Source organism: Bradyrhizobium sp. USDA 4532 (genome assembly GCF_024171315.1).
Taxonomy (GTDB): Bacteria; Pseudomonadota; Alphaproteobacteria; order Rhizobiales; family Xanthobacteraceae; genus Bradyrhizobium; species Bradyrhizobium australafricanum.
Map to the genome: position 1 here is coordinate 1,054,723 of NZ_JALJZN010000001.1, position 16,092 is coordinate 1,070,814.

General features: G+C 64.7%; 17 protein-coding genes. 10 read left to right on the forward strand and 7 right to left on the reverse strand.

Going from position 1 to position 16,092, the window contains the following annotated elements:
• The first annotated feature begins 40 nt into the window (after positions 1-40).
• From gatC to J2R76_RS05105, 8 genes are all read left to right on the forward strand, one after another.
• Positions 41-328 carry an Asp-tRNA(Asn)/Glu-tRNA(Gln) amidotransferase subunit GatC gene (gene gatC, locus J2R76_RS05070; RefSeq protein WP_057020773.1) on the forward strand — a complete coding sequence of 96 codons (288 nt, stop codon included), beginning with the start codon at positions 41-43 and terminating at the stop codon, positions 326-328.
• Between the two features lie 78 nt (positions 329-406).
• Positions 407-637 carry a hypothetical protein gene (locus tag J2R76_RS05075; protein WP_057020772.1) on the forward strand — a complete coding sequence of 77 codons (231 nt, stop codon included), beginning with the start codon at positions 407-409 and terminating at the stop codon, positions 635-637.
• Positions 634-2,109, forward strand: a complete 1,476-nt coding sequence (gene gatA, locus J2R76_RS05080; RefSeq protein ID WP_253623789.1) for an Asp-tRNA(Asn)/Glu-tRNA(Gln) amidotransferase subunit GatA — start codon at positions 634-636, stop codon at positions 2,107-2,109. The genes J2R76_RS05075 and gatA overlap by 4 nt, the downstream gene beginning before the upstream one ends.
• Before the next feature lie 3 nt (positions 2,110-2,112).
• A complete protein-coding gene (locus J2R76_RS05085) occupies positions 2,113-2,403 on the forward strand; it encodes a hypothetical protein (protein ID WP_253590054.1) in 291 nt (96 codons plus the stop codon).
• A gap of 156 nt (positions 2,404-2,559) precedes the next feature.
• Positions 2,560-3,921 carry a patatin-like phospholipase family protein gene (locus tag J2R76_RS05090; RefSeq protein WP_168858152.1) on the forward strand — a complete coding sequence of 454 codons (1,362 nt, stop codon included), beginning with the start codon at positions 2,560-2,562 and terminating at the stop codon, positions 3,919-3,921.
• 117 nt (positions 3,922-4,038) lie between these two features.
• Positions 4,039-5,526, forward strand: a complete 1,488-nt coding sequence (gene gatB / locus J2R76_RS05095) for an Asp-tRNA(Asn)/Glu-tRNA(Gln) amidotransferase subunit GatB (RefSeq protein WP_076834432.1) — start codon at positions 4,039-4,041, stop codon at positions 5,524-5,526.
• A 30-nt stretch (positions 5,527-5,556) separates the two neighbouring features.
• On the forward strand, positions 5,557-5,979 hold the full coding sequence (locus J2R76_RS05100) for a hypothetical protein (RefSeq protein WP_141341872.1): 423 nt from the start codon (positions 5,557-5,559) through the stop codon (positions 5,977-5,979).
• Positions 5,980-7,083: 1,104 nt separating this feature from the next.
• Complete coding sequence (locus tag J2R76_RS05105; RefSeq protein ID WP_057020768.1) at positions 7,084-7,350, forward strand: hypothetical protein; 267 nt, start codon at positions 7,084-7,086, stop codon at positions 7,348-7,350.
• Between the two features lie 40 nt (positions 7,351-7,390).
• Here J2R76_RS05105 and J2R76_RS05110 read toward each other — a convergent pair whose 3' ends face one another.
• From J2R76_RS05110 to J2R76_RS05125, 4 genes are all read right to left on the reverse strand, one after another.
• Positions 7,391-8,155 (reverse strand): sulfite exporter TauE/SafE family protein, encoded by a 765-nt coding sequence (locus J2R76_RS05110; protein ID WP_253623791.1) that lies wholly within the window; start codon positions 8,153-8,155, stop codon positions 7,391-7,393.
• Positions 8,156-8,227: 72 nt separating this feature from the next.
• Complete coding sequence (locus tag J2R76_RS05115) at positions 8,228-8,950, reverse strand: helix-turn-helix domain-containing protein (protein WP_253623792.1); 723 nt, start codon at positions 8,948-8,950, stop codon at positions 8,228-8,230.
• A 69-nt stretch (positions 8,951-9,019) separates the two neighbouring features.
• Positions 9,020-10,282 carry an MFS transporter gene (locus J2R76_RS05120; RefSeq protein ID WP_253623793.1) on the reverse strand — a complete coding sequence of 421 codons (1,263 nt, stop codon included), beginning with the start codon at positions 10,280-10,282 and terminating at the stop codon, positions 9,020-9,022.
• The gene (locus J2R76_RS05125) at positions 10,279-10,785 is read right to left on the reverse strand and encodes a PaaI family thioesterase (RefSeq protein ID WP_082654056.1); all 507 of its coding nucleotides are present in this window, start codon (positions 10,783-10,785) and stop codon (positions 10,279-10,281) included. Before J2R76_RS05125 ends, J2R76_RS05120 begins: the two co-directional genes overlap by 4 nt.
• A 187-nt stretch (positions 10,786-10,972) precedes the next feature.
• Between J2R76_RS05125 and gcvA the strand changes: the two genes are divergently transcribed.
• The gene (gcvA, locus tag J2R76_RS05130; RefSeq protein ID WP_253623794.1) at positions 10,973-11,872 is read left to right on the forward strand and encodes a transcriptional regulator GcvA; all 900 of its coding nucleotides are present in this window, start codon (positions 10,973-10,975) and stop codon (positions 11,870-11,872) included.
• A gap of 215 nt (positions 11,873-12,087) precedes the next feature.
• Here the strand turns inward: gcvA and J2R76_RS05135 are convergent, their stop codons facing one another.
• Complete coding sequence (locus J2R76_RS05135; RefSeq protein ID WP_253623796.1) at positions 12,088-12,876, reverse strand: helix-turn-helix domain-containing protein; 789 nt, start codon at positions 12,874-12,876, stop codon at positions 12,088-12,090.
• A gap of 96 nt (positions 12,877-12,972) precedes the next feature.
• Between J2R76_RS05135 and J2R76_RS05140 the strand changes: the two genes are divergently transcribed.
• On the forward strand, positions 12,973-13,881 hold the full coding sequence (locus J2R76_RS05140) for a DMT family transporter (protein ID WP_057020762.1): 909 nt from the start codon (positions 12,973-12,975) through the stop codon (positions 13,879-13,881).
• A 423-nt stretch (positions 13,882-14,304) separates the two neighbouring features.
• Here J2R76_RS05140 and J2R76_RS05145 read toward each other — a convergent pair whose 3' ends face one another.
• The gene (locus J2R76_RS05145) at positions 14,305-14,586 is read right to left on the reverse strand and encodes a hypothetical protein (RefSeq protein ID WP_057020761.1); all 282 of its coding nucleotides are present in this window, start codon (positions 14,584-14,586) and stop codon (positions 14,305-14,307) included.
• Between the two features lie 163 nt (positions 14,587-14,749).
• On the reverse strand, positions 14,750-15,424 hold the full coding sequence (locus tag J2R76_RS05150) for a hypothetical protein (RefSeq protein WP_253623797.1): 675 nt from the start codon (positions 15,422-15,424) through the stop codon (positions 14,750-14,752).
• Positions 15,425-16,092: the final 668 nt, after the last annotated feature.

A 16,092-nucleotide genomic window follows, 5' to 3' on the forward strand; every position in this document is an offset into this window, starting at 1 on the left:
TATACGGCAGGCTGACCTTTCAGCCCCGAGGCCCTATATAATGTCCGTAGACGCCACGACCGTCCGCCGCATCGCGCATCTGGCGCGGATCGCGGTCAGCGACGCCGAAGTTCCCCATCTCCAGGGCGAGCTGAACGCGATGCTGGCCTTTGTGGAGCAGCTGTCGGAAGTGAATATCGACGGCGTCGAGCCGATGACCTCGGTGACGCCGATGGAGATGAAGAAGCGCGCCGACGTGGTCAATGACGGCGAGATCGCCGACGTCATTGTCCGCAACGCGCCCGACACCGTGAACGACTTCTTTCTGGTGCCGAAGGTGGTCGAGTAACGCAAGCATCGCGTTTTCGAGCGAAGTGGATACCGGTTCGCGTGAAGAAAACGCGTCAAACAAAAGCGACAAAGCTCAATGTGTCTGCTGTGCGACGATGAGAAGGCCTACAAGGCCTATATGGACTTCCTCGATGCCATGGAGCGCAAGGGGAAGGTCGCCGATCCCAACGCGGCGATGGACGCCGTGCTCGACCATCTCGAGGCGCTTGACGCCGCCCGCGCCAAGGAAAATGCCAAAGCCCGGCATGACGACCCCGCCAACGACAAGACCCTGTCTCCGTTCTTCTGCAGCCCGATCAATAAATGACTGATTTGACATCGCTGACGATCGCCGAGGCCCGTGAGGGCCTGGCGAGCAAGTCTTTCACCGCCCGCGAACTGACCGATGCGCATCTCGCCGCGATCGAAGCCGCGCGCGTGCTCAACGCCTATGTGCTCGAGACGCCCGACCGCGCCCGCGAGATGGCCAAGGCCGCCGACGCGAAAATTGCAAAAGGCGAGGGCGGACCGCTCGCCGGCATCCCGCTCGGCATCAAGGACCTGTTCGCGACCCGCGACATCAGGACCACTGCGTGCTCGAATATCCTCGGCAATTTCATTCCGCCCTACGAGTCGACGGTGACCTCGCAGTTGTGGCGCGACGGTGCAGTGCTGCTCGGCAAACTCAACAATGACGAATTCGCGATGGGCTCGTCGAACGAGACCTCGTGCTTCGGCCCGGTCACCAACCCGTGGCGGCGCGAGGGCTCCAACACCACGCTGGTGCCGGGCGGCTCGTCCGGCGGCTCGGCTTCGGCGGTGGCGGCTGCTCTCTGCATGGGCGCGACCGCGACCGACACCGGCGGCTCGATCCGCCAGCCCGCCGCGTTCACCGCAACCGTCGGCATCAAGCCGACCTATGGCCGCTGCTCGCGCTGGGGCATCGTCGCGTTTGCATCCTCGCTCGACCAGGCCGGCCCGATCGCGCGCTCGACGCGCGATGCCGCGATCCTGATGCGCTCGATGGCGGGGCACGATCCCAAGGACACCACGTCGGTCGACATCGCCGTGCCGGACTACGAGGCCGCGATCGGCAAGTCCGTGAAGGGCATGAAGATCGGCATCCCCAGGGAGTATCGGCTCGACGGCATGCCGGCCGAGATCGAGAAGCTCTGGAGCGAGGGCGCGCAGTGGCTGAAGGCCGCGGGTGCCGAGCTCGTCGAGGTGTCGCTGCCGCACACCAAATACGCACTGCCTGCCTATTACATCGTGGCGCCGGCGGAGGCTTCGTCGAACCTCGCGCGTTACGACGGCGTGCGCTACGGGCTGCGCGAACCGGGCAGGAACATCATCGAGATGTACGAGAACACCCGCGCCGATGGTTTTGGCGACGAGGTGCGCCGCCGCGTGCTGATCGGCACCTATGTGCTGTCGGCCGGTTACTACGATGCCTATTATCTGCGTGCGCAAAAGGTCCGGACGCTGATCAAGAAGGACTTCGAGGACTGCTTCGCCAAGGGTGTCAACGCAATCCTGACGCCGGCGACGCCGTCGGCGGCGTTCGGCATCGGCGAGAAAGGCGGCGCCGATCCGGTCGAGATGTATCTCAACGACATCTTCACGGTGACCGTGAACATGGCGGGCCTGCCGGGCATCGCCGTGCCCGCCGGCAAGGACACGCAAGGTCTGCCGCTCGGCCTGCAGTTGATCGGCCGTCCGTTCGACGAAGAGACGCTGTTCTCGCTCGGCGAGGTGATCGAGCAGGCGGCCGGCCGGTTCACGGCCCCTAGATGGTGGTGAGCGATGGCGGATTTCCGCGCCAGTCTCGCTGACACGGCGCCCGATGCGGCGCTGTCGCCGCCGCTCGCCGCGTTGTGGTGGGCAAAGAAGGGCGATTGGGACCAGGCGCACCGCATCGTGCAGGATGAGGGCGACGCCAATTCGGCCTGGGTGCATGCCCATCTGCATCGCGTCGAAGGCGATCTCGGCAATGCCGGCTACTGGTATCGCCAGGCCGGCCAGCCGGCCGCAAAGGACACGCTCGAGGCCGAGTGGGAGCGGATCGTTGCCGCGCTGCTGGCGCAGCGCGGCTAAAGGACGCCGGTGCCGAGGCACCGCGAGCATTAACCCTGTTTCGGCCGCCATGCCGCCGCCCAGATTGGCCGTGATAGGCTAGTGGAACCGGGCGGGGGCCAGCGGCAAAAGAGAGTATTCGTGCGTGGGTCGGGCATAGGGGGATGGCTGTCAGCAATGCTGGTGGCCGTGGTGGCGGCGGGCCTTGCCGGCTGCGCCTCCGTCTACAATCTGCCCGGCAATGTGCCGCTCGGCGCCGCGCTCGCCGACAACAGCAGCGCTCGCGACATTCCGGCCTACGAAGATGATCTGCTGCTCGCGCTGTCGTTCTCCGGCGGCGGCACCCGCGCGGCGGCGTTTTCCTTCGGCGTGCTGGAGGAGCTTGACCACACGCGTTCGAGTGCGGCGGGCACCAAGACGCTGCTCGACCGCGTCGACTTCGTCTCCGGCGTCTCCGGCGGATCGGTCACCGCCGCCTATTTCGGATTGAAGCGCCGCGCGGCGCTCGACGATTTTCGCCAGCGCTTCCTGCTGCGCAACGCCGAGGAGGGACTGAAGACCCGGATCTCGCTCGGCAATATCGGGCGCGCGCTCGGCGGCGGCGTCAACGACAGCCAGTTCACCGACTGGCTCGATCAGAATTTGTTCGACGGCGCGCGGTTCGACGCACTGGCCGACGATCGCCGGCCGCGGGTCTGGATCAACGCGTCTGATATCTACAACCGCACGCCGTTCGTGTTCGGCAAGACGTCGTTCGATGCCTTGTGCAGCGACATCAGATCGTATCGTGTCGCCGAAGCGGTGGCGGCATCCGCCGCGGTGCCGCTGGCATTCGCCCCGATCGTGCTGCAAACCTATCCCGGCGGTTGCGCCGCGCCACTGCCGGCCTGGCTCGAGCGGGTGCGCAACGATCCGAACGCACAGCCGTTGCTGCGCGCCTATGCCGAGGCCCAGGCGCATTACCGCGACGGCTCGATGCGTTACGTCAAGCTGCTCGATGGCGGCCTCGTCGACAATTACGGCCTGTCGGGGCTGAGCATCGGCTTGCTCGCCGCGCAGCGTCCGTACGAGCCGCTGAACGAGCGGCAGGCAGCCAAGCTGAAGCGCATCCTGTTCCTGGTGGTCGACGCCGGCCGCGGCATCTCCGGCGACTTCGTGCAGACGCTCGAAGGGCCGAGTGGCGTCGAACTGGTGTCCGCGGCCGCCGACACCGCGATCGATGCCAGCGTGCGCTCCAGCTACGCCGCCTTCACGGCGCTTGCCGAGGACTGGTCCGGCAAGCTGAAGCGCTGGCGCTGCGGGTTGTCGGCGGCGGAGCGCAGCCGGCTCGGCGTCGGCGCCGGCTGGAAATGCGGTGACGTCGCGATCTATGTCGAGCGGCTCGGCTTCGACCGCCTCGGACCGGACCGCGCCGGCATCCTGAACGCCATCCCGACGCGGTTGTCGCTGCCGCCGGAGCAGGTCGACCAGCTGATCGCGGGCGGCGCCGACGCGCTGCGCTCGAGCAAGGCCTACCAGCAGTTCCGGCGCGGGCTCTGATCCCGCCGCAGGCGACGGCGGCGGGCCGCAAGAGGACAGGAAGGCGGCTTGACTGGCGCGATTGGTTGCGCGAAGCCCAATCCATCCCAGATATCCTTTATCCGGAAACCGAGATCCATGACCGCATCTGCCGCCCCGCACAAACTGATCAAGAGCGCCACCGGCGATTGGGAGGTCGTGATCGGCATGGAGATCCATGCCCAGGTCACCTCGAACGCGAAGCTGTTCTCCGGCGCATCGACCGCGTTCGGCGGCGATCCCAATTCCCATGTCTCGCTGGTCGATGCCGCGATGCCGGGCATGTTGCCCGTGATCAACGAGGAGTGCGTCCGCCAGGCGGTGCGCACCGGTCTCGGGCTGAATGCGCAGATCAACCTGCGCTCGGTGTTCGACCGCAAGAACTATTTCTATCCGGACTCGCCGCAGGGCTACCAGATCAGCCAGTACAAGTCGCCGATCGTGGGCGAGGGTGAGGTGTCGCTCGAGCTCGACGGCGGCCGCAGCGTCACGATCGGGATCGAGCGGCTGCACCTGGAGCAGGACGCCGGCAAGTTGCTGCACGATCAGTCGCCGACGATGTCCTATGTCGACCTCAACCGTTGCGGCGTTGCGCTGATGGAGATCGTCTCCAAGCCCGACATCCGCGACGCCGAGCAGGCCAAGGCCTACGTCACCAAGCTGCGCTCGATCCTGCGCTACCTCGGCACCTGCGACGGCGACATGGAGAAGGGCAATCTGCGCGCCGACGTCAACGTCTCGGTGCGCCGTTACGGCGAGACCGCGTTCGGCACCCGCTGCGAAATCAAGAACATGAACTCGGTCAACTTCATCGGCCAGGCAATCGAGTACGAGGCGCGGCGTCAGATCGAGATCATCGAGGACGGCGGCTCGATCGACCAGGAAACCCGGCTGTTCGACCCGAACAAGGGCGAGACCCGCTCGATGCGCTCCAAGGAAGAGGCGCACGACTACCGGTACTTCCCCGATCCCGATCTGTTGCCGCTCGAGTTCAGCCAGGCCTTCGTCGACGATCTCAAGGCGCAGCTGCCGGAACTGCCGGACGAGAAGAAGTCCCGTTTTATTACGGGCTTCGGCCTGTCGCCCTATGATGCGAGCGTGTTGGTCGCCGAGCGCGAGAGCGCGGAGTTCTACGAGACGGTGCTGTCGGGTCTTGCCGACAAGGCGCGCGACGGCAAGCTCGCCGCCAACTGGGTGATCAACGAATTGTTCGGTCGTCTCAACAAGGAAGGCGTCGAGATCGCAGCCTCGCCGGTGTCGGCGGAGCAGCTCGCCGCGATCGTCGACCTGATCGGCGAGGGAACGATTTCCGGCAAGATCGCCAAGGACTTGTTCGAGATCGTCTGGCAGGAAGGCGGCGATCCGCGCGCGCTTGTCGAGGCGCGCGGCATGAAGCAGGTCACCGACCTCGGCGCGATCGAGAAGGTGGTCGACGACATCATCGCGGCCAATCCCGACAAGGTCGAGCAAGCGAAGGCGAAGCCGCAATTGGTCGGCTGGTTCGTCGGTCAGGTGATGAAGTCGTCGGGCGGCAAGGCGAACCCGCAGGCGGTCAACGACCTCTTGAAGTCGAAGCTCGGCATCTGAACAACAGGACAATGATGTTGTCCTTGGCGCATGATCCAGCCGGATCATGCTCCCTTGCATGCTCCTTTGCCGTCACCTTCGGTGTCGTCGCGCGCGCGTGAACGTGGCGTGATCCTGCCTCACACCCTCCGTTCGTGGCGCGCCGGCGCCACCGGCGCCGAATCGCAGAAGCCGCGATTCGTTCGCAAATCCGGTTCGGATGACCTCAAACGAGGCAAAAGCCGTCTTTCCCACGAAAATTTTTTCGTTGCCAAAAATTACGACTCGGCGTCGGCGACGTGCCGCTTTTCGTCTTCGCTCGCGACTCAGCGCAACGACGATCTCGCGTCGATCGCTTCAATGCGAATTCAAGAAAAGCCTACAACAGAAGGCATTTCCTGCAACGTTGACAAATGCCGATGTCGGCGGCTGTTGCACTTCTTGCATCGTCGCGTGAATGAAGTGTCGATTTGAACGGCGGCGCGCGCGGTGCGCGTTGCCACCGCTGCGTCAACACTTCCTTAAGCGGGACACTGTTTTTTTCGGTCTGTTGGTGTATTCGGGAAGTAGTGCATATCGATTCCCGAGTGCACGCAGCGAAGTAGAGCCATCTCACATACTGGAGGGCAACATGGCTAAGAAGGCAAAGAAGGCGAAGAAGGCGAAGAAGGCGAAGAGCGCAGTGAAGAAGACTGCGAAGAAGACCCGCAAGGTCGCCAAGAAGAAGTAAGCCTCTCGCCTCGAGAGGATTGTCGGCGGCTTGACGCCGGCACGTCGCGAGAGCCAGCGGACGGACTGCTGAGAGGCACATCCCACCCCCAAGGCTCTGGCTGACGAAAGAGGGTGTCGGCGAGACATCAGGTCAAACGGCTGGATCGAATTTCGGAGAGGGCAACCTTCCCAAAACCGGTCCGGCAGAAGAAACAGAGATTTCTTCGTTCGGTGCGGAGCCCGCTTGGTTCCGCAATTTCACCGGCGAGAATGCCGAGCTGAAATCTGGTCCTGACGTGTTCGCCGACCCCCTCGTTCCGGCGGCCCGCGCAGTCCGCGCCCGGCAGCCACTTTCCCCATCCATCCCCGTTCCGGATCGACGCTGGGCCTGACGGCCTCGCGTTGCTTTTGTCTGTGCACCCGACCGCACGCCGCTCCGCGGCTCGTCCATGGTCGCGCCGCCCCTCCGTCAATTTCGAAACTGATTGCCTGGTGGGACCCGCCGGCGCCGCGGCCAATGTCCGCCATGGTTATCGTTGTCCCAAACACCAGGGTAAACCGGCGTTCACGAATGCAAGGAAGTGCCTGCGGCACAGGCACTTCTGCGATTCCTCGATGCGCCCTCGGCGACGCCGATTTACATCCCGTTCATCGCGATACTTAAACCGCTCTTCAAATTTGATGGGCCATGATCATCCCAACAAGCCGGCAAACGGCACGCGGTGATCCCGAGGATCAGCGCGGGGCATGATCAAGAGATCAGCCCGGGCATGATCAAAGATCAGCCAGGGAATGACAGGGTAGTTTCAACAGTGGACGGGGGCCGCGCTCGGGGGAGGGCGGCCAGCAACAAAAAGGGGAATGAGAATGTTTCAGGGGGTCATCGATCAGGAAAGCGCTGTCCCGGTTGCCGCAACGGCGATCCAGGACGTGCTGTTCGAACGTGGTATGTATTGGGCGAGCGGCCGCTCCGGTGTGGTCAACCTCGTCGCGGCGCACAAATGGTTCAACCTGGCGGCGCTCAAGGGACGTACTGACGCGATCGCGCACCGCCGCGAAGTCGCCGAGCAGATGTCCGATGTCGAGATCGCGGTCGCCCAGCGTGAAGCCCGCGCCTGGATGACGACGCACTAAGCCAACCGATATCGATGGAGCCTCGGCTCCCTCGCTCCACCTAGAACCAGTATCGCGCCGCGTAGACCACCGTCATCAGCGCTCCGGCCACGATGACGAACTGCCGGACGATGTGGCCGGGAAGGATCCGGATCAGGAAACCGCCGGCATAGCCGCCGACCATGGCGCCGAGCAGCATCGCCAGGGTCTCCGGCCATCGCACTGCTCCCTGCAAGACAAAGATCAATGTGGCAGCGAGCGACACGCAGGTCGCGAGCAGGTTCTTCAACGCCTTGATCGCCCTGATGTCGCCGGGCTCGGTGATCGACAGCACCGCGGTCAGGATGACGCCGAGACCGGCGCCGAAGAAGCCTCCATAGATGCACGACAATCCCAGGACAGCACCGCTCGCGCTGGTCGAGGGCAAGGCCGCGGCCTTGTGGCGCTCGACGGTCCATCCCTGGATCTGCGGCGCGAAGCCGAACAACAGCGTTGCAAATGCGATCAAGGCCGGCACCGGCAGCAGAAACAGCCGCTCGGGAAGCAGCGACAGCACGCCGGCGCCGACCGCGCCGCCCACCGTGGCGATCACGACGAAGCTGATCGTGCGCCGCGTCGGCGGCGGCAGCTTGCCGCGATCGGCGAGCGCCGCGATCAAATGCCCCGGCGAGATCGCCACCGCATTCGACGCGTTGGCGATGACGGCCGGCAGGCCCGCAGCGAGCATCGCCGGAAAGGTGATGAGTGTGGCGCCGCCCGCCAGTGCATTGATGATCCCTCCGGCGACCCCGGCCGCCAGCAGCAGAAGACTTGTCTGGGTATCCATCCTTCACCCTCTTGAGGGTGAGCAGGCTAGCGGGCGGCGCGCCAATCGGTCTGGAACGTCTGTGACGTCACTTCAGCCGCGCCAGTAGACGCCCGGCGTCGTGCCAAAGGTGCGGCGGAACAGCCGGGTGAGGTGGCTCTGGTCAGAAAAGCCCGCATCGGCCGCGATTGCTGCGATTGGGGCGCCGGCGCGCAGCAATTGCCGGGCAAGATTGAGCCGGGCCAGCAGACGGAAGGTATGCGGCGGGATGCCGAGCTCGCGGCTGACCATGCGGCTGAAGCCTTCGCGGCTTCGCCCGAAGCCGGCGGCAATCGCTCCGATCGGCGCGACGCTCTCGGTCAGCGTGATGCCGAGCTTCGTCTTGTCGGTGCACCCGGCGGGGTGGGACGGCGCGCACGACAGGATGTCGTCGGCGATCTCGCTGACGTGCCCAGGCGAGATCTCGTCGACGTTCCGCCAACGCTGCCCGAAACGGATGATCCGCACCGATGAGCAGACGCGGCCGGCAGGAACGTAGGCGTTCAGGCAGACCGTTTCCTCGTCCGACATCGTCATCGGCGCATGCAGCATTCCGGCCGGAATCAGCGCGGCATGGCCGGCGGGCACGGTGACGGTCGCGCCGCCGATGCGAAAGGCGCGCGACCCTGACAGCACCAGCACGATCTGGTTCTCGTCATGGAAGTGCGGCTTGAGGCCAAGCGAGCCGGCGCCGCGCCACGATGCCAGCTCAACGATGTCTTCCCTGTCGGCTCGCCGATAAGTCCAGGCATTGGTCATGGCGAGGCGAGCGATCACGGAGGTCTCGAAACGATGGGGCGGTGATCTCCGAGCGTAGCACGGGGGTCACCGACCGTCATGAGGGCCTCACGCCTGCTCAACCGAGGCGATCGGCGAGGCCGTTCGCATGGTCGCCATTGCAATGAGGGCGGCGACGAGGTTGGCGGCCGCGCTGATCGCCACCGGAATGAAGTAGCTGTGGCTGATGTCGTAGGCGAAGCCGGCGGCGCTCGGGCCCAGCAGCGTGCCAACCGCGACGCTGGTGTAGAGGATGCCGATGATGCCGCCGACATTGCGGCCGCCGAAATGGTCGGTGACGACAGCGGGCAGGATCGCGACCCAGCCGCCATAGAACAGGCCGAACAGCAGCGCGAAGGCCGTGAGCGACCAGAAGGTGCCGGCGATCGCCCAGATTGCCAGCGAGACGGCCATGCCGAGATACATCGCGACCAGGAATGCATCGCGGCCGACCCGGTCGGCGATGCCGCCGAGGAGGAACCGGCCGGCCGTGCTTCCGACCCCGATCATCCCGAGCAGCAGCACGGCAAGCGTCGGCGCCACCCGATGATCGACTGCAAAGGGCACGAGGTGAACGAAGGGCACGAATACGCCGAACGCGCTGATCAGGCAGGCGGCATAGAGCCCGGCGAAGCGCGCGCTCCGTACCGCAGCGCGGATCGAGACGCCCTGGCGGAGCGGCGCGCCCGATACCGTCTCGAGCGGATCGCCGTCCGGTCCGGTGCCGTAGCGGCGCGGATCGTCCGCGATCAGCAGCGATGCACCGATCCCGGCGACGGCGGCGACAACGCCCAGCACGACATAGGCATCGCGCCAGCCGAGGCTCGTGATCAGCCAGGTCGCGAGCGGCGGCATCACCAGTGTGCCGACGCCGATCCCGCTGACGGCGAGGCCCGACGCAAAACCGCGCCGCCTGACGAACCAGCGTTGCACCGCGCCCAAGGTCGGGACGTAAGCGCAACCGACGCCGGCGCCGATCCCGATGCTGTAGGCGGCATAGACCTGGAGGATGGTCTGGGCCTGTCCCGCCAGCACCATGCCGAGACCGACCAGCGCCATTCCGAGGCCAGCGAGCCCGCGTGCGCCCCAGCGATCGGCAAGCGGACCGGAGATCATCCCCAGGCCGAAATACAGGAAGCCAGCGAAGGAGAACACCAGCGACACCGAGCCGCGCGAGGCGCCGAACTCCCGCTGCAGGGACTCGACGAAGGACGAGAATGTGTAGGCGCTGCCGAAGCCGATCAGCGTCACGACGAAGGCCGCTGCGACGACGTACCAGCCGTAGAACGGCTTGGCGCGTTGATAACCGGCGTGCATGACGGCATTCCTCATGATCGTTCTCCCTGTGCCGCATGACCACCGGCCTTGCTCGGCGGGTAGAGCAGCATCTGTGTGCAGCGAAACAGCGCGATGGTCTTGCCCGTCGCCTCGGTGCGGATCTCGGCGTCCCACACCTGGGTGGTGCGCCCGGCGTGAACGAGGCGCGCCTCGCAGCTCATGCCGCCTTCGCGCGCGGCGCCGATGAAGTTGGTCTTCAACTCTCCGGTGGCGAAGCCGATGGCGCCGTCCGGCAACGACGCGAGGCAGCCGAACCCGCATGCGGTATCGGCCAATGCGACGATGCTTGCGCCGTGCAGCAGCCCGTGCGGCGAGAAGTGTTTTGCGGCAATCTCGAAGCGGCCGCGGATGTGGCCGCGTCCGGCTTCGAGCCACTGAAAGTCCAGCAGGCCGGGCAGGCTGCCGGCTTGCGACGCGTTGATGCGCTCGACGAGCGGGCCGGTCTGGCCGCCGGCAGCGATCTCGCGGAGGCCGAGCTTGCTTGCGACCTCAGTCATGGCTTGGCTCCATCAAGAAAACGGAGCCGTCGGGAGCGGCAAAGAAGGTTAGAAAATCTAAGTTCCATGATTTCGACTTTCTCTGCGTTGACGCGGCTTTCAGCATCGGATTAAGCTGATAAGGCGCCCGGGACGCCGAGTTAGCAAACCAGATTTGCTGGGCAATTCAGATTAGAAAATCTAAATCATGGAAAGCCGGCTTCCACCCCTGAACGCGCTCAAGGCGTTTGAATCCGCTGCTCGCCATCTCTCGGTGAAGCTCGCGGCCGAGGAGCTATGCGTGACGCCGGGCGCGGTCAGTCAGATGCTCAAGACGCTCGAAGCCGATCTCGGCGTGAAGCTGTTCAAGCGGGTTCCGCGCGGCATCTATCTCACCGACGCCGGCCGCGACTATCTGCCGTCGATCCGCAATGCGTTTCGCCAGATCGCGGATGCCTCGCGCCGCGTCGCGGCATCGGTCGATGTCGGTACGCTCACGGTGAGCGTCACGCCGTTCTTTGCGTCGGCCTGGCTGGTGCCCCGCATGGCCTCGTTCCAGGATGCGCATCCCGAGATCGATCTGCAGATCGTCACCAGCAACACAGTGGTCGATTTCTCGCGCAGCGGCGTTGACGTCGCGGTGCGCCACGGCCTTGGCCGCTATCCGGGGCTGCGCAGCGACCGCGTCGTCACCGTGGAGATGGTGGCGGTGGCATCGCCGTCGCTGGTTGAGCGACTTGGCCGGCCGGCATCTCCGGGCGAACTCGCGGGCTGGCCGCAGGTGCATGACGCCGATCGCAAGGGGTGGAGCCTGTGGTTTCAGGCCAACGGCATCGCGGAGGTTCGCACACCGCACGGACCCTCGTTCGATGACAGCGGCCTTCTGCTGAAGGCCGTGCTGACGGGGCAGGGCGCGGGCCTGCTGCCGGCCGCGATGGTCGCAAATGAGATCGCGAGCGGCGAACTGGTCCAGCTGCTCGAGACCGCGCATCTGGAGGAGTTCGCCTACTATCTCGTCTGTCCCGACAACCGGCAGTCGCTTCCGAAGATCGCGGCGTTCAGGGAATGGATCCTGGGACCGGAGGCTCAGTCGGCGGCGGAGCACTAAAGCGCGACGAGATTATGCCAGGTCGAGCAACGGACTCTGCTTCACCTCGGCCCGTGTGCGGGGAGAGGTCGGATCGCATGGAGCGAAGCGCAATGTGATCCGGGTGAGGGGGAATCTCCACAAGTCTAACTCGAAGTTGTTTTGCGGATGCAGCCCCTCACCCCAACCCTCTCCCCGTAAGAACGGGGAGACGGAGCACAGCGGCAGTGGACGGCTCACCGATAGAACGCGTTGGGCGGCACGCCAAAATGCTTGCGGAACATCGCGGTGAAGGCGCTCTGGCTGGCATAGCCGGCATCGAGCGCGACATCGACCACGCGGGCGCCGCGCGCGAGGCGTTCGAGCGCGAACAGCAGGCGGGCCTGCTGACGCCATTCGCCGAACGTCATGCCGGTTTCCCGGGCGAACAGACGATGGATGGTCTTCGACGTCAGCTTCAGCCGGCGCGCCCATTGCTCCGCCGTGGAGCCATCGTTCGGGTGGGCCACCAGCGCAGCGCAGATCCGCGCGAGCCTTTCGTCGCGCGGCATCGGCAGGTGCAGCGGCAGCACATCGACTTCGCGCAGCTGGTCGAGCAGCACGCGCATCAGGCGCTCGTCGGAGGTCGCGGGCGCATAGTCCAGCGGGACGCGCATCGCGGCGACGAACAATTCGCGCAGCAGCGGCGAGACCGCGAACACGCAGCTGGCCCGCGGCAGATTGGGAGCCGCGTCGGCGTCCACGAACACGGTGCGGATCTTGACCGCGCCGCACATCCGGACCTCGTGCGCGAGATCGGCCACCAGCCACACCGCACGGTTGGGCGGCACCACCCAAGTGCCTTCAGCGCAGCGAACGACCATCACGCCTTCGATCGCATAGAGCAGCTGGCCGCGCGGATGCGCGTGCAGGCCGGTCGACGCGCCGCTCGGATAGTCGATCTCCATCGCCGCCATCGGCCGCGCCGTGGCGTGATAGTCGAGGTGCCGTGTGGTCAGCTCGTCCAACACGTCTTCATCTCGCATGTCCCAATCTCACTAGGTGAGGTCATTCTAGCGTGAGACGGACGTTAGCGCGACAGGTAGTTGCTGGAGCGTCCTTCACCAACGCGCTGCCGGGTCATGTTCAAGCAGAAAGTCGCACTTCTCTATCCCTTCGTTGCCATCGTGCTGTGGGCGGGCAACGTCATCGTCTCTCGCCTCTCGGCGCACACGATCGGTCCGCAGGCGATCACCTTCTATCGCCTGCTGGTCGCGATGCTCTTGATGTCTCCGTTTGTGGCGCGCGGCGCCTGGCGCAATCGCCGTGCGATCTGGCCGCATCTCGGTCCACTCGCGATCCTCGGCTTCCTTGCGATGTGCCTGTTCCAGAGCCTGTCGTATCTGGCGGCCGAAACCGCCACCGCGACCAACATGGCTGTCTTCACCGCGCTGACGCCGCTGTTGACGGTCGCCCTCAGTGCCGCGCTGCTCGGCGAACCGCCGACGCTTGGCATGATCTGGGGCGCACCGCTGTCATTTGCGGGCCTCGTCTACCTCGTCAGCGGCGGCGACTTGTCGTCGCTGTTGCAGAACGGCGTGCATGCGGGCGACGCGCTGATGCTGCTGGCCGCGATCGCCTATGCGCTGTACGGCGTGCTGCTGAAACGCTGGAATCTGCCGATCACTGGATGGCAATCCACCTACATGCAGGCGCTGTGCGCGCTGGCCGTGATGTTTCCCGCGTTCCTCGCGACGCCGGCGCCGCTGCGTCAGGTCAACGCCGAGACTTTGCCGCTGATCGTGTATGCCGGTGCGCTCGCGTCGGTGGTGCTGCCGTTCCTCTGGATCCGCGGCGTCGCGCAGCTCGGCCCGAACCGCTGCGCGATCTTCATGAATCTCTTGCCGGTGCTGACCGCTGTGGCCGCGATCGTGATGCTCGGCGAGCCGGTCAGGCCATTCCACGTCGTCGGCGGCGGCCTCGCGCTGCTCGGTGTCGCCTGCGCGCAGGCCTTGCCGCGGCCGCTAAAGACCGCGATCGGTGCGCGATAACGAAGTGACGGATCGCCGATCTCGCTGTTTTGATCGCATGTGAGAAGCCAGGGCAGAATACAGCGCTACGCTCGGCGATCACCTGTTCGGTGAAACGGAGTGATCGCGATGCGTGTTGTCTTGCGTGTTTGCTTGCCTATTTCCTTGGCCTTGGCGTTGCCGCTTGCGATGCTGTGGAGCTCGGTTGCCGGCGCCGCAACGCCGCATCATCGTCGCGTGCGACAGCACCTCATCATCCGTCCAAGTGAACAGGTCGTGTCTCCGGACCGGTACGTATATCCGGGCTTTGGCCCGATCCCGCCCGGCGAGAACCGAAACCTCGATCCATCCACCCGCGGCAGCGGCTGACGTCGTCGCCGCCGCACTGATGCTTCATCGCATCGATCGCTCTGCCCGCGTGCAAGGAGCTGGTCAAAGACCGAGCTATGCTGCGTCGGTCACCAGCTTGTGCTGAGATCTCTCGGCGACGCGCTTTTCGAGCGTGGCAATCGTTCCCTTGAGATTGGCGTGCCGCTCATTGAGCGACCTTGCCAAAATCGGATACCTCGCGTCCGATCGGTCATAAATTCCCACGCGCGCTTCTTCGGTCGCGATGTCGGCTTCGATCTGCCGGCAGGCCAGGACGAGATCGGACAGCATCTTGCTGACCGTCGACTCGCGTCCGCCACGTCCGCCAGCTGTCTCAAAACGATGATGCATGTTCATTTGCGTGCTCCGAATGTCTGAGTTCGGCACACCGAGAACAGCTGGCGCCGAACTATTCACGGATACATCGCAAGTTCCCTGCCAGTCGGGGGTCCGTAAGAATACTGTCGGGGCGGTGCGGCGCGGCGTGTGCCGCCGGCTGGCGACAGTCTGATGGCTCGGACTAGTCTCGCCGCCACGCCGGAACGCAAGCACCCAGCGTGATGCGCTTGTAGTCTCGCGCGGCGTCCTGATCTCCCGCCTGTTCGGCAAACCTGACCGCTGCTTCCATGTCTTGAGCGGCGGACGCGCTGTCGCAGAATTGGCTGCGAATTTCAGCCCGGTATCGATATGCCCTGTAGTTCATCGGGTTGTACTGAAGCGCAAGGTTGTAGCTGCTTTGCTCCTCAGTGGCGCCTCGGCGCGCTTCATCCGACTGACTGCCGAAATTGGTTTGGCGATTGAGCGCCTGGAGTGTCCCGAGCTCCGTGTAACGCAGAGACATCGCACCGAGACTGGCAGGAAGTGCGTCACCCGACGAAGAAGGTTGCCTCGCCGAGGTACGTTCAATTTCGATCTTCTTGTACTTGATTGCGTTGCCGTAGTCCCGCAAGCCTTGGAAGGTGCTCGATATTTCGCCGGTGATCGACGCAAGATAAGCGGTCGAGAGGCGTCGATCGCTCAGCAGGTTGAGACACGCCCGTATCTTTGCCTGCGCAGGCAAGACGTCGCGGCATTCCTTGTCAACCACACGCCACTCGTCCCGCGAATGCAGCGTCGGCGCCGTCTGCGCAGCAGGCAGAAGGAGAACCAGCGCGAAACAGATCGCTGACCTGAGACCGCGACTTGGGCCATCCATCTATTTCTTCGCCTTCAGCTCGAGCTCGACCGGCCGACGGATTCTTCGCGCGGGCGCCTTGATCATTTGATGCCAAATAATCAAGCCGAGGGAAAGCTGACGCGGTTCATGGATGGGCCTAAAAGTGGGGCCGTTCGTGACTGGGAAAGACCGAACGGCCCCAGCCGGCCCGTAGTGCCAAAATGGAAGAAATAGGCCGGCGCTCCAGTTACGGAGTCGCCGGACAAATGGTTTCACCAGAGCCAATTGACGTCGCTACCGTACGTCCCCAATGCGGCTGCTTGCTATGAACGGGCGGGGTCGGCTTGACGGCAGGTCGTCAGGACAAACGCTGCCTTGCTACATTGCCACTCGCTGCCAAGCGCAGCGCTCGAGACCGGCCGCGGGGCAGCAGCGATCGCCAGCACAACAACCATGCAAGCCAGCGAAGTTGCGACCACGAGCCTGCCTGCCTTGGATGAGAAGCGCTGCCGTAACCAGGGACCCAAGTCGGCGGATCGGCGAAGCTGGGCGTTACGCAGAACCTGGTCGGTATCCTGGAAGTGGATGCCACTGTCTTGCTGCATGGCTTTACCCCGGAAATGTTCAGGTGAAATAAACAATGCGGGGATGGTGGGCGCGGTTTGTTGCGTGCTCGCTTCGCGGAGCCGGGAATGATGTTTCATTCA